This is a genomic window from Qipengyuania atrilutea, assembly GCF_013370205.1.
Lineage (GTDB): Bacteria > Pseudomonadota > Alphaproteobacteria > Sphingomonadales > Sphingomonadaceae > Actirhodobacter > Actirhodobacter atriluteus.
In genome coordinates this window covers 791,969-814,946 of record NZ_JABWGV010000001.1, presented here as the reverse complement: position 1 = coordinate 814,946, position 22,978 = coordinate 791,969, and the positions used below count along the sequence as shown (strand labels likewise).

General features: G+C 62.0%; 26 protein-coding genes. 15 read left to right on the top strand and 11 right to left on the bottom strand.

Annotation, left to right across the window (positions count from 1 at the left end; genetic code table 11):
- The first annotated feature begins 11 nt into the window (after positions 1-11).
- The 3 genes from gap to HUV48_RS04040 all read left to right on the top strand — a co-directional run bounded on the left by gap (position 12) and on the right by HUV48_RS04040 (position 3,334).
- Entirely contained in the window at positions 12-1,019 is a 1,008-nt protein-coding gene (gap, locus tag HUV48_RS04050) for a type I glyceraldehyde-3-phosphate dehydrogenase (RefSeq protein ID WP_176266457.1), read from the top strand.
- A gap of 23 nt (positions 1,020-1,042) precedes the next feature.
- Positions 1,043-2,245, top strand: coding sequence for a phosphoglycerate kinase (locus HUV48_RS04045; RefSeq protein WP_176266456.1), 1,203 nt, complete (start codon positions 1,043-1,045; stop codon positions 2,243-2,245).
- A 192-nt stretch (positions 2,246-2,437) separates the two neighbouring features.
- On the top strand, positions 2,438-3,334 hold the full coding sequence (locus HUV48_RS04040) for a fructose bisphosphate aldolase (RefSeq protein WP_176266455.1): 897 nt from the start codon (positions 2,438-2,440) through the stop codon (positions 3,332-3,334).
- Between the two features lie 74 nt (positions 3,335-3,408).
- Here the strand turns inward: HUV48_RS04040 and HUV48_RS04035 are convergent, their stop codons facing one another.
- The 4 genes from HUV48_RS04035 to mgtE form a co-directional block, all read right to left on the bottom strand.
- A complete protein-coding gene (locus tag HUV48_RS04035; RefSeq protein ID WP_176266454.1) occupies positions 3,409-3,654 on the bottom strand; it encodes a hypothetical protein in 246 nt (81 codons plus the stop codon).
- A gap of 146 nt (positions 3,655-3,800) precedes the next feature.
- Positions 3,801-3,932, bottom strand: a complete 132-nt coding sequence (locus tag HUV48_RS04030; protein WP_176266453.1) for an entericidin EcnA/B family protein — start codon at positions 3,930-3,932, stop codon at positions 3,801-3,803.
- A gap of 117 nt (positions 3,933-4,049) precedes the next feature.
- Positions 4,050-4,439, bottom strand: coding sequence for a DUF1489 family protein (locus HUV48_RS04025; protein WP_176266452.1), 390 nt, complete (start codon positions 4,437-4,439; stop codon positions 4,050-4,052).
- Positions 4,440-4,471: 32 nt separating this feature from the next.
- Complete coding sequence (gene mgtE / locus HUV48_RS04020) at positions 4,472-5,932, bottom strand: magnesium transporter (protein WP_176266451.1); 1,461 nt, start codon at positions 5,930-5,932, stop codon at positions 4,472-4,474.
- 119 nt (positions 5,933-6,051) lie between these two features.
- On the opposite strand from mgtE, the gene HUV48_RS04015 reads away from it, so the two are divergent.
- From HUV48_RS04015 to HUV48_RS03965, 11 genes are all read left to right on the top strand, one after another.
- On the top strand, positions 6,052-6,516 hold the full coding sequence (locus tag HUV48_RS04015) for a peptidylprolyl isomerase (RefSeq protein WP_176266450.1): 465 nt from the start codon (positions 6,052-6,054) through the stop codon (positions 6,514-6,516).
- Positions 6,517-6,935: 419 nt separating this feature from the next.
- Positions 6,936-7,319, top strand: a complete 384-nt coding sequence (locus HUV48_RS04010; protein ID WP_176266449.1) for a hypothetical protein — start codon at positions 6,936-6,938, stop codon at positions 7,317-7,319.
- Between the two features lie 76 nt (positions 7,320-7,395).
- Positions 7,396-8,076, top strand: a complete 681-nt coding sequence (gntA, locus tag HUV48_RS04005; protein WP_176266448.1) for a guanitoxin biosynthesis heme-dependent pre-guanitoxin N-hydroxylase GntA — start codon at positions 7,396-7,398, stop codon at positions 8,074-8,076.
- Positions 8,073-8,660 carry a DUF1989 domain-containing protein gene (locus HUV48_RS04000; protein ID WP_176266447.1) on the top strand — a complete coding sequence of 196 codons (588 nt, stop codon included), beginning with the start codon at positions 8,073-8,075 and terminating at the stop codon, positions 8,658-8,660. Before gntA ends, HUV48_RS04000 begins: the two co-directional genes overlap by 4 nt.
- 51 nt (positions 8,661-8,711) lie before the next feature.
- Positions 8,712-10,055 carry a tRNA (N6-isopentenyl adenosine(37)-C2)-methylthiotransferase MiaB gene (miaB, locus tag HUV48_RS03995; protein WP_176266446.1) on the top strand — a complete coding sequence of 448 codons (1,344 nt, stop codon included), beginning with the start codon at positions 8,712-8,714 and terminating at the stop codon, positions 10,053-10,055.
- Between the two features lie 90 nt (positions 10,056-10,145).
- Entirely contained in the window at positions 10,146-11,216 is a 1,071-nt protein-coding gene (locus HUV48_RS03990; RefSeq protein WP_176266445.1) for a PhoH family protein, read from the top strand.
- A 213-nt stretch (positions 11,217-11,429) separates the two neighbouring features.
- On the top strand, positions 11,430-12,074 hold the full coding sequence (locus tag HUV48_RS14590) for a PEPxxWA-CTERM sorting domain-containing protein (RefSeq protein ID WP_318656037.1): 645 nt from the start codon (positions 11,430-11,432) through the stop codon (positions 12,072-12,074).
- Positions 12,075-12,291: 217 nt separating this feature from the next.
- The gene (locus HUV48_RS03980; protein ID WP_176266444.1) at positions 12,292-12,894 is read left to right on the top strand and encodes a J domain-containing protein; all 603 of its coding nucleotides are present in this window, start codon (positions 12,292-12,294) and stop codon (positions 12,892-12,894) included.
- A 219-nt stretch (positions 12,895-13,113) separates the two neighbouring features.
- A complete protein-coding gene (ybeY, locus tag HUV48_RS03975) occupies positions 13,114-13,590 on the top strand; it encodes an rRNA maturation RNase YbeY (protein WP_176266443.1) in 477 nt (158 codons plus the stop codon).
- Between the two features lie 41 nt (positions 13,591-13,631).
- Entirely contained in the window at positions 13,632-14,558 is a 927-nt protein-coding gene (locus HUV48_RS03970) for a hemolysin family protein (RefSeq protein ID WP_176266442.1), read from the top strand.
- 37 nt (positions 14,559-14,595) lie between these two features.
- Entirely contained in the window at positions 14,596-15,495 is a 900-nt protein-coding gene (locus HUV48_RS03965) for a LysR substrate-binding domain-containing protein (RefSeq protein ID WP_176266441.1), read from the top strand.
- Here the strand turns inward: HUV48_RS03965 and HUV48_RS03960 are convergent.
- From HUV48_RS03960 to HUV48_RS03930, 7 genes are all read right to left on the bottom strand, one after another.
- A complete protein-coding gene (locus tag HUV48_RS03960; RefSeq protein ID WP_225871500.1) occupies positions 15,476-16,108 on the bottom strand; it encodes a lysophospholipid acyltransferase family protein in 633 nt (210 codons plus the stop codon). The genes HUV48_RS03965 and HUV48_RS03960 overlap by 20 nt on opposite strands.
- Before the next feature lie 217 nt (positions 16,109-16,325).
- Positions 16,326-16,748 carry a Fur family transcriptional regulator gene (locus HUV48_RS03955; RefSeq protein ID WP_176266439.1) on the bottom strand — a complete coding sequence of 141 codons (423 nt, stop codon included), beginning with the start codon at positions 16,746-16,748 and terminating at the stop codon, positions 16,326-16,328.
- A gap of 106 nt (positions 16,749-16,854) precedes the next feature.
- The gene (locus HUV48_RS03950; protein WP_176266438.1) at positions 16,855-17,295 is read right to left on the bottom strand and encodes a Ros/MucR family transcriptional regulator; all 441 of its coding nucleotides are present in this window, start codon (positions 17,293-17,295) and stop codon (positions 16,855-16,857) included.
- 133 nt (positions 17,296-17,428) lie between these two features.
- A complete protein-coding gene (locus tag HUV48_RS03945; RefSeq protein ID WP_225871499.1) occupies positions 17,429-17,917 on the bottom strand; it encodes a GNAT family N-acetyltransferase in 489 nt (162 codons plus the stop codon).
- Positions 17,914-18,525 (bottom strand): tRNA (adenosine(37)-N6)-threonylcarbamoyltransferase complex dimerization subunit type 1 TsaB, encoded by a 612-nt coding sequence (tsaB, locus tag HUV48_RS03940; RefSeq protein ID WP_176266437.1) that lies wholly within the window; start codon positions 18,523-18,525, stop codon positions 17,914-17,916. Before tsaB ends, HUV48_RS03945 begins: the two co-directional genes overlap by 4 nt.
- Positions 18,526-18,543: 18 nt before the next feature.
- Complete coding sequence (locus HUV48_RS03935) at positions 18,544-19,152, bottom strand: malonic semialdehyde reductase (RefSeq protein ID WP_176266436.1); 609 nt, start codon at positions 19,150-19,152, stop codon at positions 18,544-18,546.
- Between the two features lie 82 nt (positions 19,153-19,234).
- Entirely contained in the window at positions 19,235-19,816 is a 582-nt protein-coding gene (locus tag HUV48_RS03930; RefSeq protein ID WP_176266435.1) for a NifU family protein, read from the bottom strand.
- Positions 19,817-19,925: 109 nt separating this feature from the next.
- Between HUV48_RS03930 and HUV48_RS03925 the strand changes: the two genes are divergently transcribed.
- Positions 19,926-22,883: a M16 family metallopeptidase gene (locus HUV48_RS03925; protein ID WP_176266434.1), complete on the top strand. Its 2,958-nt coding sequence runs from the start codon at positions 19,926-19,928 to the stop codon at positions 22,881-22,883.
- The last annotated feature ends 95 nt before the right edge of the window (positions 22,884-22,978 follow it).

Below are 22,978 nucleotides of genomic sequence, written 5' to 3'. Positions count from 1 at the left end.
GAGTTACTGACATGGCGACGAAGGTTTCGATCAACGGTTTCGGACGTATCGGGCGGCTGGTGGCGCGCGCGCTGCTGGAGGGGGACGATCACGATTTCGAACTCGTCGCGATCAACGACCTTGCCGATGCGAAGGCCAATGCTCTCCTGTTCGCGCATGATTCCACGCACGGCCGCTTCCCCGGCAAGGTAACCTCCGACGGCGACAGCATCACGGTCGACGGGAAGAAGATCGCCGTCACCTCGGAACGCGAGCCCGGCAAGCTGCCGCACAAGGAAATGGGCATCGACATCGTGCTCGAATGCACCGGCTTCTTCCAGTCGGACGAAGCCGCCCGGCCGCATATCGAGGCAGGTGCGAAGCGAGTCATCATCTCCGCCCCGGCCAAGGGTGTCTCCAAGACGATCGTATACGGCGTCAACCACGAGACGCTGACCGCCGAGGACGACATCATTTCGAACGCGAGCTGCACTACGAACTGCCTCGCGCCGATCGCGAAGGTCCTGAACGACACGGTGGGTATCGAGCGCGGCTTCATGACCACGATCCACAGCTACACTAACGACCAGCGGATGCTCGACCAGATGCATTCCGACATGCGGCGTGCGCGGGCGGGTGCGCAGAACATGATCCCGACGACAACCGGTGCAGCGCGCGCGGTCGGCCTTGTGCTCCCCGAACTCAACGGCAAGCTTGATGGCTCCTCGGTCCGCGTGCCGACGCCGAACGTCAGCCTCGTCGATCTCGTCTTCGTGCCTGGCCGCGATACGAACGCGGATGAGCTGAACGAAGCGCTGAAGAAGGCGGCGGACGGCCCGATGAAGGGCGTTCTCGACTTTACCGACCAGCCGCTGGTATCGAGCGACTTCAACCATCAGCCGGCAAGCTCGACCGTCGACAGCCTCGAGACAAGCGTCATGGAAGGCAAGCTCGCCCGCGTCGTCAGCTGGTACGACAACGAGTGGGGCTTCTCCAACCGGATGATCGACACTGCGGGTGTCATGGCGAAACTTCTCTGAAGCACGTTACGGCAGGAATTTACATGAGCGATTTCAATACTCTCGACGATCTTCCTGCCGATCTTTCGGGACAGGTCGCGCTCGTCCGCGTCGATCTGAACCTGCCGATGAAGGATGGTTCGGCGACCGACGTCACACGCGTCGAAGCCGCGAAGCCAACCATCCTCGAACTGACTGAGAAGGGCGCGAAGGTGCTTCTGCTCGCCCATTTCGGCCGGCCGAAGGGGCAGCGGCACTCGACCATGTCGACCAGCTTCGTGCAGGGCGACGTCGAACAGGTGCTCGGCAACGAATTGATGTTCATTTCCGAGGTCAGCGGTCCCGTCGTCGAACAGTCGCTCGGCATCATGGAAGACGGCAATATCGGTCTTCTTGACAATGTCCGCTTCTGGCCGGGCGAAGAGGCGAACGACCGTGACTTTGCTGCGGCAATTGCGGCGCATGGCGACTTCTACGTTAATGACGCCTTTTCCGCCGCCCATCGCGCCCATGCCTCGACCGAAGGGCTGGCGCATATCCTGCCGGCCTATGCCGGACGCGCGATGGAAGCCGAGCTTAAGGCGCTCGACGCGGCGCTCGGCAATCCGGAAACGCCGGTCGCGGCAGTCGTCGGCGGGGCGAAAGTGTCGAGCAAGCTTGCCGTGCTGGAGAACCTCGCAACCAACGTGCAGCACCTCATCATCGGCGGCGGCATGGCCAACACCTTCCTCGCCGCACGCGGGGTGAAGGTCGGCAAGTCGCTGTGCGAGCACGATCTCACCGACACGGCAAACGCAATCATGAACGCGGCGGACCAGTCGGGCTGCACGGTGCATCTTCCCTATGACGTCGTGGTGGCGAAGGAGTTTGCGGAAAACCCCGCGTCGCTGCGGACCTGCAATGTGCACGAGGTCGGCGAGGACGAGATGATCCTCGATATCGGTCCGCTGGCGACCGAGGCGCTGGCTGACGTCTTGAAGACCTGCCGCACGCTCGTATGGAACGGCCCGCTCGGCGCCTTCGAAACCCCGCCGTTCGACGAGGCGACGGTGGCTCTTGCGCGCACGGCGGCGGCACTGACACAGGAAGGCTCCCTCGTATCGGTCGCGGGCGGCGGGGATACGGTCGCGGCGCTGGCTCACGCAGGTGCGGCGCAGGACTTCACCTATGTCTCGGCTGCGGGCGGCGCGTTTCTCGAGTGGATGGAGGGCAAGCGGCTTCCCGGCGTGGCGGCACTGCAGCGCTGAACGGGGCCGCTTCGGCAGCTCGCGTGACGGCTTCGCGCCGAATATGTGCCGTAAGCGCACAGCGCTGCTTTTGCATGTCTTTTACGTCCCGTACCGGTTGCCGCAGTGCAGCGAGCCGGTTAAGGCGACAGGCACACGCATACGAATGCACGGCCTGTCGCGGGCCGGCGAAAACGAAATCGAAGGACGCTTATGAACACGCAGGAAATGACCGACCGCATCGCCAACGGCGAAGGCTTCATCGCCGCACTCGACCAGTCGGGCGGGTCGACCCCGAAGGCGCTGAAGGCATACGGCGTAGCGGACGATGCCTGGTCGGGCGACGAGGAGATGTTCGCCGAAATTCACAAGATGCGATGCCGTATCGTGACCTCGCCCAGCTTCGGGGGCGGCAAGGTCATCGGCGCGATCCTGTTCGAAAAGACGATGGAAGGCTGCACCGACGACGGCTCGCCCATCCCCGAGCTGCTTTCCCGCCGAGGGATCGTGCCCTTCCTGAAGGTCGATAACGGAATGCACGATACCGAGAACGGCGCGCAGCTGATGAAGGACATGCCGAACCTCGAAGCGCGCTGCAAACGTGCGAAGGAACTCGGCGTATTCGGCACGAAGATGCGCTCGGTCATTCACGAAGCCGACGGTGCCGGCATCAAGGCGAATGTCGCGCAGCAGATGGATTACGGTCTGCAGATCCTCGATTACGGACTGATGCCGATCCTCGAGCCGGAAGTCTCGCTGAAGAGCGAAAGCCGTCCGCAGGCCGAGGCCCTGCTGCTGACCCACATGCTCGACGAACTGAACCGCGTCCCCGAAGGCAAGAGGGTCATGCTGAAGCTTACGCTGCCGAGCGAGCCGAACCTCTACAAGCAGCTTGTCGATCATCCAAAGGTGCTCAAGGTCGTCGCGCTGTCCGGCGGTTACAGCCGCGAGGAGGCATGCCGCGAACTGGCCAAGAACGACGGGATGATTGCCAGCTTCAGCCGCGCGCTGCTCGAAGTGCTGCAGGCCGACATGGACGACGGCGAATTCGACACCGCGCTGGGCAAAGCCATCGACGAGATTCAAGCAGCCTCGATGCAGCCAGCCTGACGCTTTTCAATTTCGCATAGAAAACCCGGCGAGGGTCAAACAACTCTCGCCGGGTTTTGCATTTCTGAGGACGATCAGTCTTCGCGTTCTTCCTGGATCGCGTGGCGGGTTTTCGGACCCTTCTGCGCATCGTCCGCTGGGTTATCGGAGCCGATTTCCGGCTCGCGGTTGTCGGGATCCTTTGCGCGGTTCTGTTCCCCGCGTTTACCGACCCGGCGATTGACCTCGCCTCCTGCCGAACCCTGATGTCCGGGTGTGGGGTTCTCGCTCATCTCGTCGATGAGTTCGTTGTCGGGATGCATGGATTGGCGCTCGGGCATAGTATTCTCCTTTTGCCTATCCAACGCGGCGCGGCGCGGCTGCGTTCCGCGATTTATCCTGCGTAACAGGTTCGCGCATACGACGAGGGCGCCGCTTCATTACGAAGCGACGCCCTTGCGTCAGTCAGTTGCCGAAAGGCCTGGCTTCAGCAGTTGCCTTCTACGCCGTCGACGCAATCGGCGGCGGAATCGACGTCTTCACCGACGCCGTCGATCGTGTTGCATGCTGACAGGAGGAATGCGGTGCTGCCGAGAGCCGCGATGATCTGCTTTTTCATGTGCCTTCTCCGTTTGTGCGGCCGACGACGCTCCGCTGTTACGTCGGTTGATGCAAAACGGAAGGGGATGGAACTGGTTCCGGAGCCCCTGGGCCGCCGGGTCGGTAATCAAAGCCGCTAGATCAGTCCCAGTTTCTGGAGTTTGCCCGCCAGCTTGCCGGGCATGAGATCGCCGATCTCCTCGCCTTCTTCGAGGTCGCGGGGTGGCTCGCCCTTCAGATAGCGCCAGCCCTGGTGCGCGCGTTTCGGGCGGGGGAGCACGGGAATGAGCTGCGGTTCGAGGTGAATCCACCAGCGCCCGCTATCCTGCTGCTCGAAGCCGGTGATGGGCGAGCGCGCGACGAGGTTGTGCTCGTGAATCCAGTAGAGCGAGCCGCCTACCAGTTCCTCGTGCCGGGTCGGACGATAGCGCGTGTTGACCGACAGGCGCGGGCGGTTCGCGAACCAGCTCTCGATATCGGCATAACTCTGCGCGCCGAACGCGATCTTGGTCATGTTGAGCGGCATCGCCCCTCAAGATAGTGCGGCGCGCTTTTCGCTCAAGACGTAAGGCCCGACGCGACGGCAAGGCCCAGAAAGGCGAAGAAGCCCATCGAATCGGTAATCATCGTCACGAAGACGCTGCTCGCGACCGCCGGGTCCTGCTTCAACCTGTCGAAGATGACCGGAACGAGCACGCCGGCGAGGCCTGCCGTCACTACGTTTATGACCATCGCCGCGGCGATGACCACGCCGAGGGTGGGCGTGAACAGGGCCCCGGTCGCAAATCCGATCAGGACCGCGATCGTGACCCCGTTGAGAGCGGCGACCGTGAATTCGCGCATCAAGATGCGGCCGGTGTTCGCCCGGGTGAGCTGGTTGGTGGCGATGGCGCGCACCGTCACCGCCATCGTCTGCGTGCCGGCATTGCCGCCGATGCTCGCCACGATCGGCATGAGCACGGCGAGCGCCACCAGCCGCTCGATCGCCGCGCCGAATGCGGCGATGATGAGGCTCGCGATCAGCGCCGTGCCGAGATTAGCGATTAGCCAGCGCACGCGCGCCTTGTAGGCGTCGCGCAGCGGCTCGTTGATGTCGCCTTCACCTGCGCCCGATAGCAGCATGACGTCCTCACCCGCCTCTTCGGAGATGATGTGCACGATGTCGTCCACCGTCATCTGGCCGACGAGCCGGTCGTTCTCGTCCACCACGGCGGCGGAGATCAGGCCGTATTTCTGGAACATCAGCGCGACCTCTTCCTGGTCGAGCATGACGGGGATGAGCGTCTGGTCGCGCTTCATCACGTCCGCGAGAGCGATGGTGCGCGGGGTGCGCAGGATCCACGATAGCTGACAGGTGCCGACCGGGTGATGCATGTGGTCGACCACGAAAATTTCGAAGAAGTCGTCGGTCAGGCCGCTGTCTTCGCGCAGAAAGTCGATGAGATCGCCCACCGTCATATGTTCGGGCACGGCCACGAAGTCGCGGCTCATCAGCCGCCCGGCGGTCTCCTCGGGATAGGAGAGCGCCTGCTCGATCGCGTGGCGGTCTTCCGCATCGAGTTCAGCAAGGATCGCGCGCTGATCCGACCGGTCGAGATCCTCGATCAGCTGCACCGCGTCGTCGGTTTCGAGCTGTTCGGCAATGGACGCCACGGCGGAGGCGGGCAGCGCCTCCATCATGTCGTCGCGTACGTAATCGTTGAGTTCGGCGACGACCTCGCTCGACATAAGGTCGGTGATTGCGCCTGCGAGTTCGTGCCGCACGTCGCGGTCGAGCAGTTCGAGCAAATCGGCGATGTCGGCGGGGTGAAGCGGCTCGACCAGCGCGTATACCGCGTCCGCATCGCCCGCTTCGAGCTCGCTGCGGACCGCGTTCACATACTCGGCCTTGAGCGTGTTTTCCTCGTCGTGCCGCTCGTCGTCGATGCGGTCGTCGGGGCGCGCGTCTTCCTCCGCCTCCTCCTCCGGCGCGGGAGCCAGCATCAGCTCTTCTTCGTCGAGGCGGGTGTCTTCGGCCATTGGGCTCGCTCTAGGGCGGGGCGGGCGAAAAGCAAGCCGATCGGGGCAGGGGCAGGGCGTGACTCTGCGCGCGTCCTCTCTATATGGGCTCCGAACGCAAATTCAGGAGACACGCGATTATGGCCGACCAGAAACTGACGCTGACCCTCGACACCGGCGACGGCGCAAACAAAGACGTAGTCATCAAGCTGCGCCCCGACCTCGCGCCGGGCCATGTCGAGCGGATTACCGAACTTGCCGGCGAAGGTTTCTACGACGGCGTCGTGTTCCACCGCGTGATTCCCGGCTTCATGGCGCAGGGCGGCGACCCGACCGGCACCGGCATGAGCGGTAGCGACAAGCCCGACCTCAAGGCTGAGTTCAACAGCGAACCGCATGTTCGCGGCACGTGCTCGATGGCACGCACGCAGGTTCCCGACAGCGCGAATTCGCAGTTCTTCATCTGCTTCGACGACGCGCATTTCCTTGACGGGCAATACACCGTTTGGGGCCAGGTCGAGGAAGGTATGGAGCACGTCGATGCTCTTCCGAAAGGCGAGCCGCCCGCGAACCCCGGCAAGATCGTCAAGGCGACCGTCAGCTAATGAAGCGCGCTGGTTGCTTGCGGGGTTTCTGTCATCACTTCCAGCGACCAAGCAACAAACGTTAATTGCTAATGATTATCAATACTAAGTAATTGTTTTTGCTACTTTTTTGGAACATTAGGCTCGGCATCTCATTGAGTTGGTAAGAACACCGATCAGGAGAAGCGCCATGCAGTGTGCAGAATGCAAGTTTTACAATGATAATCAAAGCGAATGCCGTCGGTATGCACCGTCACCCGCGGAAGGCGACAAGAAGGCGCATTGGCCAACGGTCGCATCAGACGACTGGTGCGGTGAATTCGTACCGGAAGAAGAGCAGCGCGCCGTAGCATAGATCTTCTGCATATATTAAAACGGGCCGGGGCACTGCTCCGGCCTTTTTTATGCGCCCTGATCTCCAGTGGTTGACATTCGGCTAGTTGCATATCATTCTCAATAGCAGATTGAGAGGTATCACAATGATCGAAGAATTTCGCACGATCTGGCATGGTTGCCATGCCCATTCTCACAGTGAATTCGGACGCGGCGCATCCGCGCAAATCGCGAAATGGTCGCTCGAACGCGCCGAGTCCGTGCTGAAATATGCGGCGCGAGGGCCCGTACGAATTGCTCCTCCCGAAAGCGAAGCCGTCACACCGCACGAGCGCAGTCTCGAGGCGGTTGCTCGCAATCTGGCGCAAGGGGACCGATCGCAAGCACGCCTGCATGCGCAGTGGCTAGTTCGTCCCCAGGCTGTCGAACAGCTTTTGCGGGCGCTTGATCCGATCGCTACCGGCCCTGCGAAACTGATCCGGGCCGCCTGATCGCTCCCGCACGTGCCAACCATATAAACTTTATTAATTCCTGGGTTCCTCAGCGAGCCTTGTGCGTTAGAACGCCATGCTCGACACACTTTCCGTAAAAGATCCGGATACCGCCCGCCGCACATTCGAAGACCACATTCGCGAACCCGACTTTCCCTGCGTCGGTGCGAAGTCGGCGCTTGCGAACGGCCGTCTGGAGGTGCGCCACGCTCGTGACCTGCTGAGCGGCTGGAACGACCTCAAGATACACGAAGCGCTGCTCGAATGGGCCGACCGTGACGATCCGCCGAGCGCGTTTCGGAGCCTCGCGGTGATATTCGAAGGGCCTCTCAACCTGTCCGAAGAGGCTTTTGAGAAGGCGATGTGGCAACGGCTGCAATCTCTTTCCGACAAGGATGCCTGGCTCGGTCAGCCGTATGACGAGAGCGTCGGGGCCGATCCCGCCAAACCCGACTTTTCCCTCAGTTTCGGCGGTGAGGCCTTTTTCGTCGTCGGACTGCATCCCAATGCGTCGCGTCCGGCGCGGCGCTTCGAACGTCCGATCCTGGTCTTCAACCTGCACAACCAGTTCGAATGGTTGCGCGCCGAGGGCCGGTACGAGCGTATGCGTGAAGCGATCCTCTCGCGCGATTTCGATCTCGCCGGCAGCCTCAATCCGATGCTTGCGCGCTTCGGCGAAAGCAGCGAGGCGCGGCAGTACAGCGGGCGGGAAGTCGGAGAGGACTGGACCTGTCCCTTCCGCGATCCGCGCGCATGACCGGCAAGCAGCGCATTCCGCCGCGGTCGGGGACCGCTTTCGAACTCGGGAAAGGACAGCGGCTTACCGTAATCGATCCGGAGGGGGCGCAGGTCTCCGATCTTCTCGCCTATGGATTGGACGACGTGCGCGAGGTCATCTCGAACGGGCGGACCTTCGATTACGAACAGACGATCAAGCTGACCGCCGGCAACACCCTATGGTCGAACCGGTCGAACGGGATGCTGAAGATCGTCGAGGATACGGCCGGCACACATGACTTTCTGCTTACGCCGTGCAGCACCGCGACATTCAAGCATTTCTATCCCGACAAGCCGGTTCACCGCGGATGCTTCGGAAATCTCGCCGAGGCGCTGTCGCCCTGGGGCATTGGCGAAGACGACATTCCGTGCGCTTTCAACGTGTTCATGAACGTGCCGGTCGATGGTTCGAGCGGCAGGCTGTCGGTCGAAACGCCGCCGAGCGAGGCGGGGGACCGGGTGGTCTTCGAGGCGCTGATGGACTGCGTTATCGGGCTCACCGCGTGCTCCGCCTATGCCTCGAACGGGGGCAGCTTCAAGCCGATCGACTACCGGATCGATTAGCGCGAGGTCGGTTGCGAGGCGCGCGCGAATGGCTTAGAGGGCGCGCTTCGCATGACACAGGCAAAATCCCCCAAGACCTTTCGGGTCAAGAGCTTCGGCTGCCAGATGAACGTCTACGACGGCGAGCGCATGGCCGAACTGCTCGGCGAGCAGGGCATCGCGCCCGCTGCGGAAGGGGAAGAGGCCGATCTGGTCGTTCTCAACACCTGCCACATCCGCGAAAAGGCGGCAGAGAAGGTGTATTCCGACATCGGCCGCATCACCAAGCGGGGCCGCAAGGCGGGCAAGGAGCCGCTGATCGCGGTCGCCGGCTGCGTCGCGCAGGCCGAAGGCGAAGAGATCATGGCGCGGGCTCCGGCGGTCAGCATGGTCGTCGGCCCTCAGGCCTATCACCGCCTGCCCGATATGCTCGCAAAGGCAGTGCGCGGCGAGCGGGCGAGCGATACCGATATGCCGGCAATCGCCAAATTTGCCGCCCTGCCTCAGCGCAAGCGGATCAATCCGGCGGCCTTCGTCACGATCCAGGAAGGCTGCGACAAGTTCTGCACCTACTGCGTCGTTCCTTACACGCGCGGGGCGGAAATCTCGCGGCCTTACAGCGACCTCGTCAGCGAGGCGCGCAAACTGGTCGAGGCGGGGGCGAAGGAAATTACGCTGCTCGGCCAAAACGTCAGCGCATGGTCCGGCGAGAACGAGGCAGGACGAAGCGTGGGGCTGGGCGGCCTTATCCGCGCGCTCGCGAAGGTCGATGGCCTCGCGCGTATCCGCTACACCACCAGCCACCCGGCCGATATGGACGACGACCTGATCGCCGCGCACGGCGAGGTGGACAAGCTCATGCCCTACCTCCACCTGCCGGTGCAGTCGGGTAGCGACCGCGTGCTTAAGGCCATGAACCGGAGCCATACGGCGGAGAGCTATCTGAAATTGCTCGACCGGTTCCGCGCAGCACGGCCGGACTTGGCGCTGAGCGGCGACTTCATCGTCGGTTTCCCGGGAGAGAGCGAGGCGGAGTTCGCCGACACGCTCGCGCTGGTGGAATCGGTCGGTTACGCGCAGGCCTTCAGCTTCAAATATTCGCCGCGCCCCGGCACGCCTGCCGCTACGATGGACGACCAGATTGCGCCCGAAGTGATGGACGAGCGGCTTCAGCGCCTCCAAGCCGCCCTCCGCCGCGACCAGCTGGCCTTCAACGAAGCAAGCGTGGGCGAGCGCTGTGAAGTCCTTGTCGAGCGTCGCGGCAAGCTGGATGGACAATGGCTCGGCAAGTCGCCGTGGCTGCAATCGGTACATTTTACCGGCGACGTAGGGATCGGCGATCTGGTGACTGTCGACCTCGCTTCCGCCGGTCCGCAATCGCTCGGCGGCGTTTTGTGTGAGCCGGCAATCGCCTGAACGACCTTTTCTCCACGTCCGAAATGCCGCCCCCTTCTTGCGGGTCGCGAATAATGGCTTATCCTTGGCTGACTTAGCATAAGGATATCGATGGCCAGAAAACCCCCGAATGGCAGCAATCGGACAGCCGCCAACAACGAAGCCGCAGACCCGGTCTTGTCGCCGCCGCCGCAGCCGCGCCGCGAAATACGCCGCGCGAAAGCGGATATCGCATTCGACAATCAGGCGCTGCTCGGCGAACTGTTCGGCCAGTTCGATGCCAATCTCGTGCAGGTCGAAAACCGGCTTGGCGTATTCATCGCAGCGCGCGGAGACACGTTGCAGATAGAAGGTCCGGAAGATGCGGTCGCGCGGGCCCGCGAAGTTCTCCAGACCATGTACGACCGCCTCGCGCAGGGGCAGGATCTCGACGCGGGCGCGATCGAGGCACTGATCGCCATGTCGAACGAGCCTGTGCTCGACGGGATAATCTCGGACAAGGCGGAGGGCGCGAAGGGTCCGCCGATCATGATCCGCACGCGGCGCAAGACTATCGTGCCGCGCTCCGCCACGCAGGCGACTTATATGCGCAGCCTGGTGCGCGACGACATCATCTTCGCGCTCGGCCCGGCGGGAACCGGCAAGACCTATCTCGCCGTTGCGCAGGCGGTAAGCCAGCTTATTTCCGGCAGCGTGCAGCGGCTAATACTCTCGCGCCCGGCGGTGGAAGCGGGCGAGAAGATTGGCTTCCTGCCCGGCGACATGAAGGAGAAGGTCGATCCCTTCCTGCGTCCGCTATACGATGCGCTGTACGACTGCATGCCGCCCGAACAGGTGGAGCGCAGGCTTGCCAGCGGCGAAATAGAGATCGCGCCGATCGCCTTCATGCGCGGCCGCACGCTGGCTGATGCATTCGTCATCTTGGACGAAGCGCAGAACACCACGCGCGAGCAAATGAAGATGTTCCTGACCCGCTTCGGCCAGAACAGCCGGATGGTAGTGTGCGGTGACCCGCGACAAGTGGACATCCCCGGCGGCAGCGGCATGAGCGGGCTCAACGATGCAGTAGAGAAGCTCGAAGGCGTCGACGGTTTCGGCACGATCCGTTTTACGGCAGCGGACGTTGTGCGGCACCCGATCGTGGGCCGTATCGTCGAAGCGTATGAGGGCAAGGCAGAGTAGAACAGGTCGGTCCTGTTCCTTCAAAGGCTTAACCCCTTCCCGTTCCCTACCCAAAGTACGTGTGTCAGTGTGGCACGGTGTTGGATTCGCGCAATACAAGCTTGCGCGGTCTGATAGTTAAAGAAGCGTTAACTCTTGAAGGACGACTCGCAGAAGTCGCCACGGGTCGCGATCCGCAGAGCCGACATACGTTACTTTTTTTGGAGGATTACCGTGCGCAAGACACTCACATTAGCAACATTGGCGGCCGCTGCAGCGGTTGCCGTTCCGGCGAATGCCGCCGTCATCATCTACGACGGTGCAGGCGAAGTTCAGCCGGACGAAAACGTTCTCTTCGATGTTGAGCAGGAACCTGGGATGTCGGTTATCGGAACGACCAACCAGACCAACACGACCGTGAATTTCACGAGCAACGAAATGCTGACCGTAGCAGCGTCGCAGGGTCAGGCCCGTATCGAAGGTGTCGACGGAAGCCTCGACAACCTGACCGTGACGCTGGCCGATGCGATGCTTAGCTTTACCGAGTTCGAGTTCAACCTGTTCGACTCGCTCGACAACACGACCAGCGTTACGATCACGCTCAGCGACGGTACGATGCAGACGTTCGACCTCAGCCGTAATGGCCAGAACTTCTTCGGCATCCGCGCGACTGACGGTGACACGCTAACATCCGTTTCATTCGCGACGAATGGCACCGGCGTCGGCGACGTTCGCCAGGTTCGCATCGGCGGCATCAGCGAAATGACCGCTGCTGTGCCGGAACCGGCTACCTGGGCTCTTCTGCTGCTGGGCTTCGGCTTTGTCGGCGGCATGATGCGCAAGACGAAACCGGCACACGTCCGCGTCCGTTACGCATAACTAACACGCTACAGAAAATGAGCGCCGCTGGCCGAGAGGCTGGCGGCGTTTGCTTTTCAGGGCGCAAGATATCTGCGGAAGCAGTGTTGCGAGAGGCCCTACGTCGCCGACGACCCTCCGCGACCAAAATGAAATTCCTATTCAGGCACAGTAATTTGCGTATCTACTTGTGACTTTGAAGTAGCATACGTCTGCAGTTCATGTTTTATCGTAAGCAATGAACAGCGAATCGGACTTCGTCGACTATTACGACACGCTCAAGGCGGACTTTTACGCCGACGCCCGAACGCTGGAGATCGCGTATCACTTCTACGCGAAGATGTTCCACCCTGACAACGCCGCCACTGCCGACGTAGATAAGTTCGGGGAAATCGTCGCAGCTTACGAGGTCCTGCGGGACGCAGATCGGCGTGCGGACTACGATCTGAAGTATATCGAGGTTTTCGGGCGTCCGCCTGACCCGGATGCTCCGGAGGCTGAGTTCTTCGTCGATCAGGAGACTGCATCCCGCGACGACGAGATTCACGCCGAAATTCTGTTCGCCCTTTACAAGCGGCGCCGGGCAAAGGCTTCGGACCCCGGCGTTATCGGATGGATATTGCAGGAAAAACTCGGTTGTACGGAAGACCAGTTCGAGTTTTACGTCTGGTACTTGAGATCGAAAGGCTATCTCGAGGTGACCCAGGAAGGCTCGCTCGCCATCACGATCCTGGGCGTGGAGCATGTCATTGCGATGTCGCGGGAATCGGTAAAGGAAAAGCTTTTGCTGTCTCACGCGGCGAACCAGTCCGATGGCGCGGGAGCCATGCCGCGGGCCTGACCGATCGGCCGGACTTGCGGTCGGCGGCGGGGTTCCTCGTCCTAAACTTTCCTAACACCGCGTCGGGCGGTAACGTCATGCCATGATCACCCGCGTATCTTCTGAAACTGCCGCGTGCATCGCACGATCTGCGTTTGCACGAGGCGGAAAACTTCTTTCTCTTGTACCCCGTTCCATGTGTTCCAAGCGTGCCTTAGCGGCGACGAACGGAGTGGCGGCGTGAACCTCGACCTCGTGGTCGAGGGCTGGCCGGAAGGCGAGTGGGATGCGCTCGCTGACCGCGCGGCCGAAGCGGCGGCAGGCGTCGAACCCCTGCTCGCCAATGCGCGGCTGATGACGAGCGTGCTCTTCACCTGCGACGAGGAAGTCCACGCGCTGAACCGCGAATGGCGGGACCGCGACGAACCGACCAATGTCTTGAGCTTCCCGATGCTACTACGCGAGGAACTTGAGGACTTGGACGTGGACGGGCCGCCCGAAATGCTCGGCGACATCGCGCTCGCCTGCGAAACCTGCGCTCGGGAAGCACAGGAGAAGGGCGTCAGCCTTGAAGATCACGTCGCACATCTGCTCGTTCACGGCTTCCTGCATCTTGCCGGGCACGATCACGTGAACGACGACGCCGAGGCTGACGCGATGGAGGCGCTCGAAATTAAGGCGCTCGGAACTATGGGAATCGGCGATCCGTATCGCTAGATATGGCGCTACGCGAAACAACGGAGTATCGACAAAGGGCCATGCCCGACACCGACAACGAACGAAGCTCTCCAGCCGGAGAGTCAGAGAGTAGCAGCGGGCTGTGGCCCGCGATCAGGCGTCTGATGGGCGCCGAGGATACCGACCGGTCGCTTCGCGCGCAGCTCGAAGAGGCGATCGACGAGCACGAGGGCGAGCAGCCTGAGGACGAAGGTGAGACCCGGCCCAATGGCGATCTGTCCTTCGTCGAGCGGCAGATGCTGCGTAACCTCCTTCACTTCAGCGAGCATGATGCGGACGATGTGGCAGTGCCGCGCAAGGAAATCGTCGCAATGTCGGCGGACAGCGACTGGGCGCAGCTCGTCGCTACGTTCTCCGAACACGGCCACTCGCGGATGCCGGTTTACCGCGAAAACCTCGACGACGTGATCGGCATGATCCACATCAAGGACGTGTTTCCGTTCTTGGCATCGGGAGAGGCGCCACCCGCTGACTGGACGACGCTGATGCGTCAGCCGCTCTACGTGCCCCAATCGCGCAACGCGCTCGACGTGCTCGCCGACATGCGGCAGCAGCGAATGCACCTTGCCGTGGTGCTCGACGAGTTCAGCGGGACGGACGGTATTATCACCATCGAGGACCTGGTCGAAGAAATTGTCGGCGAGATCGAGGACGAACACGATGATGCGCCCGAGCAGCTCATTACCTCGATCGGCGAGGGAATGTGGGACTGCGACGCGCGCGCCGAACTCGACGACGTCGCCGACGCGATCGATCCGAGGCTCGCAGAGGTCGAGGAATCGGTGGATACGCTCGGCGGGCTCGCCTTCATCCTGGCGGAGCAGGTTCCGCCCGTGGGCGAAGTGCTCGAACATCCCAGCGGATGGCGGATCGAGGTAACGGCGGGCGACGAGACTCATGTAACGCGCCTGCGTCTCCATGCTCCGCCGGAGGAAGTAGACGCGTGACGGACACCCGGTAGCAGCGAGCGAGACCTCGGAACCCATGCAACGCCGTCTGCCCCCTCTACGCGCGCTTGAAGCGTTCACGCGCACCGTGCGGCTCGGCTCCGCGCGGTTGGCGGCGGAGGAACTCGCGCTCAGCCCGTCGGCGCTTTCGCGGCGGATCGGCACGCTGGAGGAGTTCGTTGGGCGCAAGCTCTTCACCCGCGCGCGGCAGTCGATGCAGCTCACCGATGAGGGGCAGGCGTTCTACAATGCGGTCTCGCCGCACCTTGATGCGTTGGCGCGTGCGGTCGAGGGGCAGTCGGACAATCTCGCGCTCAGCCGCTTGCGGCTGGGAGTGCTCCCGCTCTTCGGAACGCAGCGGTTGTTCCCGAAACTGGCTGACTTGCGGCGGCGTCATCCGCAGCTTCACATCGATATCGACACCGGCCCGCATCTGGAAGACCGGGTCGGCGATACGCTCGATGCTGCGATCATTCTCTCACGCGGGCCGAAGCAGGGACTGCATGCGGTGCGGCTCGACCACAACATGGTGCACGCCATCGTCAGCCGCGATCTTGCCAGCGAAATCGAGCGGAGCGGGAAGGGAGAGGAAGCAGCCGATGCCGAGGCATTGGCCAGACAGACCTTCCTCATTCACAATGAACTGCCTGCGAGCTTCGAAGCGTGGAAGGACGCACTGGGTCTCGAAAACTTTGAACCGGCCGCGATCGATCATTACGATTCAGGTCAGCTCATGCTTGAAGCGGCGGCGCAAGGGCTGGGCATCGCGATTATGCATGACGATCATTTCCGAAGGTCTCAAGACGGGCGGCTCGCGCGCTTGTTCGACGTGCCGGTAGAGAGCCCGTACAGCTACTGGTTCGTTTGCAAGGTTTCAGCGCTGGAGGACAGACCCGTCCGCCAGTTCCACGACTGGCTCATCGGTGCGGACCTGTAACCCGATCGCCTGAGCTTTTCGCGCGCTGGAGATTAGCCGGAAGCACCGGCTCCATCCGTCTCCGCGCCTCTTCGCCGATCGCCTTGCGTCCGGCGAACTCGGAGGGGTCGAAGGGTTCGAGGAAGTGAATACGTAGCGGGAAGGTTCCGCGCCGCGCCAGAACGCGCTTGGCATTTTCGGCGCCGGTTTCATCACCCGTCCAGCCGATCCATTCGGCCAGCGCGCCGTAATCGACGATTACCGGCTGTACCATGACGCCGGGTGGCGGCGGTTCCAGGACCTTGAGCATTGCGGTCTTGAACGGAAGCAAGGACTGACCGCCCCCGGTCGTGCCTTCCGGAAAGACGGTCAGTGACATATCGTCGGTCAAGGCGCCACGAACGGCATCAATTTGGCTCGAAACATCCATCCGGTTCTCGCGCGCGACGAAGATCGTCCGGTTGAGCGACGCAAGCCAGCCGACAAGGAATGTGTCCCTTACTTGCGATTTCGCGACGAATGCAGTTCCACTGGTGCCGGCAATCGCAAGAATGTCGAGCCAGTTGACGTGGTTGGCGAGCATGAGGACGCGCCGCTCTTTCGGCTGACCGATCCGCTCGACACGCGCGCCCATGATGCGCGCAGAATATTTGAGAAAGTACCTTGGTACCGGCGAGCGCCCCCAAAACAAACGAAATGCATAGTGAAGCGGGACGCATACAAGAAGCAGACAACTTGCCGCGAAAAGCCGGACTGTCAGCCTGAACCAACCCGCAACAGAGATCGGCGGCGGATTGCCGTCCCTGATCGCCAGGCGCTCGGCAGAGAGGCCGGCCCGACGCGCATCGGTGTCAGTCGTCACGGCCCAGGCGGACGCCGTAAAGCTCCATTCGGTGATCCACCAGACGGTAGCCCAGCTTCTCCGCTATTTGCTTTTGAAGCGCTTCGAGTTCGGGATCGACGAATTCCACGACCTTGCCGGTTTCGACGTCGATCAGGTGGTCGTGGTGCGCTTCGGGAGCGGCTTCGTAGCGGGCGCGGCCATCTCCGAAATCATGCCGGTCGAGAATTCCGGCTTCCTCGAACAATCGCACGGTGCGGTACACCGTCGCGATCGAAATCTTCGGATCGATGGCCGATGCGCGGCTGTGTAGCAGTTCAACATCCGGATGATCGTCGCTATCGGACAGGACCTTGGCGATAACCCGCCGCTGCTCCGTAATGCGGAGTCCCCGATCTGCGCAAAGCTGTTCGACGTCGATCCGGTTGGTCAATTCCTGCCCCTGAAGCTAGGTGGAAGCCGCGTGATAAGTGCGGCGTTCGGTCAGTGTTAGAGACCGTGCGCGCCGCACTCAAGCATTCCGGTAAAAGTAGAGGCGATCATTCGGCTTTCTTGCGGCGCCCACGCTTTTGCCCGGGCTGCCGACCGAGGCCAATTTTCTTGGCCAAGTCGCGCCGCGTTTCCGCATATGCCGGTGCAACCATCGGATAATCGGCTCCGAGATCCCAGCGCTCGCGGTACTCGGCCGGCGTCATGTCGTGCTCGGTTGCAAGATGCCGCTTCAGCATCTTCATCTTCTTACCGCAATCAAGGCAGACGATGTTGTCTTTCTTTACCGAAGAGCGAACGGATACAGCCGGTTCGGGACGTTCTTCTTCAGTCGTTTGCTCGCCGCCGACATTAGCCAGCGCCTGATAGACGTTTGTAATGAGGGTCGGGACATCTTCGACTGCGACGCTGTTGTTGCTTACGTGAGCAGCAACAATATCGGACGTCAGCGTAATAAGCGTTTCGGCCATGTCGCTCTGCATGTTTTCCATTCTCTCGTCGTTCCTTATCTTTTAGTGACGTGTGCAACCCTGTCTTGGGACATGACAAGATGCGCCGCATATCGTGCATGTAGTGCGGAAATTCAAGAGAGACAGTGCAGTATCTTGTGTCTCGAAATGAAAGTTATCCGGGTAACTTCTTGGAATATGTAATGGCGTCGGCTTTTTCTCGACTTTTCAAAGTATAATAGTTCGCGCGCCGGCCTATCGGCGTAAATCCGTTGGCTTCGTAAAGCGACCGCGCCGGGTTGTTATGCCGCATCTCCAGAAAGAGTTCGCTTGCGCCTCGTTCCCGTGCGGCAGTGCAGAAGCGCTCAATCAGTTTCGAACCGAGGCCGCGCCCTTGATATTCGCGCCGAACGGCGACGAGCAGCATTTCTTCTTCTCCCGCGATGCATCGCGACAGGAGAAAGCCCGCTGCCGGCTCGCCCGACTTCGGTGTTTCGCCATCGGCAGCGATGAGCAGGTAGTGCGTCGCAGGCGAAATTAAGCTGTCCGAGAGCTGCCGCCTGTTCCATGCTTCGCCCCAATGCGCATCGAAAGCGTCTTCCATCACCGACATCATGCGGTCGACGTCGTCTTCCTGCTCGGCTTTAAGGAGCGGCAAATTCATGCCGGCACCTTCGCATCGGGAGCGCGTCCGTAAAGCGGCGCAAGATTTTCGGTAAGCAAGGAAGGGGGCAGCAAGTCGAAGAGCCGTGCGTCTGGATGTGCTTCAAGGGCCGTGCCGTAGCCGCGTGCTTCGATCAATGCGCTGGCTTTCGTACCGGCCACCAATTCGTCCGCCATTACTGCGACCGCGTCGTCTGATGTGCGCGAGCAGTGCGCTGCGCGCGGAAGCCCGCTCTCGTCGAACGATTGCACGAACCATTCCCCATGCCCGCCGTTCATTGCCACCGCCACGGCCTGACGCTTCCCTTCTGTGCGAGCATTCGCGGCAACGAGTGCGAGCGTCGGGAAACCAAATACCTCGCTTCTCCATGCGATTCCGAGCGAGCGTGCCGCCGCAATGCCGATGCGGCTTCCCGTGAAGCTACCGGGGCCGAGCGACACGCAGATACGCTCCGCCCGGCCCTTGCCAGGCAGGTCAGAGATCATGGGGACGAGATGTTCCGCATGGCCCCTGCCAAAAACGCGGTGGTCGCTACCAAGCAGCGCGTCATCCTCGAACAGGGCAATCGAGCAAGCTTCGGTCGCGGTTTCGATGACCAGGGTCCGCATGAACTTGCTTTCCCGGTGTCAGATCACGCGGTTGAACTTATCGAAGTCCGGCCGCGGACTGCGGTCGAATATCGTCGTTTCGTCGCCGTATCCGATCGAGCAGATCCAGTCGGCGCGGTACTTTGGCTCGTCGGCGAAGAAGTCCTTCGTGACTGCATCGAGATCGACCCCCGACATGGGTCCGCAGTCCAGCCCGATCGCGCGTGCGGCAATCAGGAGGTAAGCGCCCTGCAAGGCGCTATTCCGCGATGCGCCTTCCTTGCGGCCATCCTCGTCGCCTTCGAACCAGCTCTTCGCATCGGTGTGCGGGAAGAGCCACGGCAGATGCTCGTGGAAATCGATGTCGTAGCCGATGATCACGCAGACGGGCGCCGTGCGGACCTTGTCCTTGTTATTGTCGGATGCATGCTCGGCGAGCCGCTCTTTCGATTCCTTTGACTTGCACCAGATGAACCGGCCGGGCTGCATATTGGCGGAAGTCGGACCCATCTTCAGCAGCTCGTAGATATCGGCAATCTGCTGTTCGCTCACGTCCTTGTCGAGCCATCCGTTGTAGGAGCGCGCTTCGCGGAAAATCTGGTCGAGCGCATCGTCGCTGAGAACGTGGTCGTGGAATTTGATCGGCATGAAGGGTCCTTGTGCTTTCGAATTGTCCGTCCGTACCGTTCAATACTGCCGGCGTGGGCAAAAGTGCCGAAAGCGGCGGTTTTCAGCCAGCGGCGCGCACTTCGGTGACTTCGGGGATGTAATGTTTGAGCAGCCCCTCGATGCCGTGCTTCAGCGTCGCGGTGGAGGACGGACAACCCGAGCAGGCGCCCTGCATGGTGAGGTAGACTACGCCGTCCTTGTAGCCCCGGTAGGCGATGTCGCCGCCGTCGCCGGCGACGGCGGGACGCACGCGCTCGTCGAGGAGATCGTTGATCTGCTCGATGATTTCCTTGTCGGCGGGATCTTCCTCGACCTGCATTTCCGCTTCCGGCGGGACGGAAATACCCGCCGCCGTCCCGGGCGCGAAGAGCGGTGCCTGCGAGGCGTAATGGTCGAGCAGGATCGAAAGTACCTGCGGTTTGAGCGTGCTCCAATTGACCCCGGGGGCGGCGGTGACGGATATGAAATCGCCGCCGAAGAAGACGTTCACGACCTCTCCCGTGTCAAAGAGCGCTTGTGCGAGCGGGCTCGCTTCGGCCGCCTCGGGCGAGGCGAACTCGCGCGTGCCGGAAGGCATGACCTGCTGTCCGGGAAGAAACTTCAGGCTCGCGGGATTGGGCGTCGTTTCGGTCTCGATAAACATGCGCCAAATGTAGGCACGCCAGAGTGCTGCTGCAAGACGCAGCGGAGCGGCGCAAAAAAGCCTCTGACATTCACTACACCTTCACCTGCCCCCAACCTATATGCGGCCCATGAGCATACGTCCGCGCGCAGTCGCCTGTCTTTCGCTATTCCTTCCCTTCGTCCTGCCCATGCCGATCGCGGCGCAGGACGTCGTTCAACTCGAGCAAACCGAGAGCGAACCGCTCGCTCCCCCGCCGCAGGCGCTGCAGACCGGCGATGAGGAAACGTGGCTCTACGAGGGCAGCGATATCCCGGTCGACCGGGAGTGGCTGTTCGGCGAAATGGACAACGGTTTGCGCTATGCGGTGCGCCACAACGGCGTTCCGCCGGGACAGGTCGCCATTCGTATCCGGATCGACGCGGGCTCGCTCCACGAGCGCAACAAGGAACGCGGGTTCGCGCACTTCCTCGAACATCTGTTGTTCCGCGAAAGTAAATATCTTGGGCCCGGTGAAGCCATTCCGATGTGGCAGCGCCTTGGCGCGACGTTCGGCAGCGACACCAATGCCGAGACAAGCTTCACCCATACGGTCTACAAACTCGATCTGCCGAATGCCTCGCCCGAGAAGGTGGCAGAGAGCTTCAAACTGCTGTCGGGCATGGTCCGCGAACCCAAGCTGACGCAGTCCAATCTTGCTGCCGAATTACCGATCGTACTTGCCGAAAAGCGCGAGCGGGGTGGGGCGGGAGAGCGCGCTGCGGAACAGACGCGTACGACCTTGTTCGCCGGACAGCGGCTTGCCGAACGACTGCCGATCGGGACGCCCGAAACATTGTCGGGCGCTACGCCTGAGACGTTGCAGGAATTTCACCGGCGCTGGTACCGGCCCGAGAACACGGTCATTTCCGTTGCTGGCGACATCGACCCGATGCTCTTCGCCGGTCTGATCGAAAAATGGTTCGGCGACTGGCAAGCCGAGGGCAAGCACGTGGAGGCACCAGATTTTGGCGATCCGGTCGCTCCCAAAGGCGCCAAATCCTCCAATCCGGTCGGCGAGACGGCCGTGATTGTCGAACCCGATCTGCCGCGCAGTTTTACCTATGGCGTCATGCGGCCATGGCGGCCGGTCGTCGATACGATCGAGTACAACGAAGGGTTGCTCGTCGATGCCATCGCGCAGGCGCTCATCAACCGGCGGCTCGAAGCGCGGGCGCGCGCGGGCGGCGAATATCTCTACGCGCAGGTCCAGCAGGACGACATAAGCCGAAGCGCGGATGCGACCTTCGTCAGCTTCGCGCCGCTCGGGGGAGACTGGCAGGGCGCGCTCGACGATGTCCGCGGCGTGATCGCCGATGCGCTCAAGACGCCGCCTTCGGATGAGGAGATCGCCCGCGAGATCGCCGAGTTCGATGTCGTCTTCCAGAGCAGCGTGGAGCAGGCTTCGGTTCAGTCCGGAGCCGAGCTTGCCGACAACATCGTCGAAGCGGTCGATATCCGCGAGACGACGGCATCGCCCGAAACGGTGCTGCAGGTGTTCCGCGGCATGACCGAAAAGATCACGCCTGCGCGCGTGCTCGAACATACCAGGGCGCTCTTCGACGGTACGGTCATCCGCGGGGCCTATCTGACCCCCGATGCAAGCGAAGCCAAGCCGGCAACCGTCCGGACGGCTTTGTTGAAGAAAGTCACCGCGGATGAGAATGCGCGCCTTGCAGCGAGCACCATCAGCTTTGCGGACCTGCCGCCAATTGGCGAGCCCGGCGAAGTCGTCGCGCGCCAGCCTACCGGGCTGTTCGGCATCGAGCAGATCCAGTTCGCGAACGGCGTGAAGGCGCTGCTCTGGGCGCACGGTTCCGAGCCGGGACGCGTGTCGGTCAACGTCCGGTTCGGCTCGGGCTTCCAGGCCTTCGATGCGGCTGACGGACCGTATATCAACTTGGCGCAGGGCGCTCTCGTAGGGTCGGGTATCGGCGAACTGGGCCAGGAAGAGATCGACCGGATCACCACCGGACGTAAGATGGGGTTCGATTTCGAAGTGGACGAGGGCGCGTTCGTATTCTCGGCTCAGACGCGGAAAGAGGATCTCGCCGACCAGCTCTACCTGTTCGCCGCGAAGCTCGACATGCCGCGCTGGGACCCGAACCCTGTGCAGCGCAATATCGCCGCCGCGCGGATCGCCTACGAAAGCTACGAGACGAATCCCGGCGGCGTGCTGAGCCGCGATCTCGAATATCTGCTGCGCGACAAGGATACGCGTTTCGCGACGCCTACTCCGCAAACGCTCGCAGGGCTGACGCCCGAAGGCTTCCGCGAAACCTGGGAGCCGGTGCTGGCGGAAGGGCCGGTCGAGGTCATCATCTTTGGCGATTTCGATGCGGATGCAGCGGTTGCGGACCTTTCACGGACCTTCGGCGCGCTTGAGCCGCGGGAAGTCGATGCGGACCTAGAGGCGAGCGAGATCGCTTTCCCCGCTGCCCAGGAAGCGCCGACGGTCCTGACGCACCGCGGCGACCCCGATCAGGCTGCGGCGGTCGTCGCATGGCCGAGTGGAGGCGGGGTCGATGATCTGCGCCTGTCGCGGCAGCTCGAAATTCTCACCCAGCTGTTCAACAACCGGCTGCTCGAAGCGATGCGCGAGAGGTCGGGCGCGAGCTATGCGCCCAACGTCTCGTCCAACTGGCCGACCGATGTCGATAGCGGCGGACGCATCACTGCATTCGCGCAGCTGAAGCCTGAAGACGTGCCGATCTTCTTTGAAGAGGCTGACCGGATCGCGGCGGAGCTTGCCAGCACGCCGGTCGAGGCGGACGAACTTGCCCGCGTGACCGAGCCGCTTCGCCAGCTGATCAACCGGGCCTCGACCGCAAACCAGTTCTGGCTGTACCAACTCGAAGGCGCGACGCGGGACCCCCGGCTGATCGGTCTTACCCGTTCGCTGATGGCGGATTACTCAAGGACTACGCCCGAAGCCATGCAGGCGCTGGCCGCGCGCTTCCTCGATCCGGCAAAGGAGTACAAGATCGCTGTCATTCCCGAAGGTCAGCAACTTTCCACGCGGCGGCCGGAGGTCCAGACCGGCCGGTAACAGGGCAGCTTGCGCCGCTTAAAGATTACATGGACGACGGTAACGGCGAACCTATGTTAGGGCGAGCGCACCCTAGAAGGGGTCAAAGCGGGCAG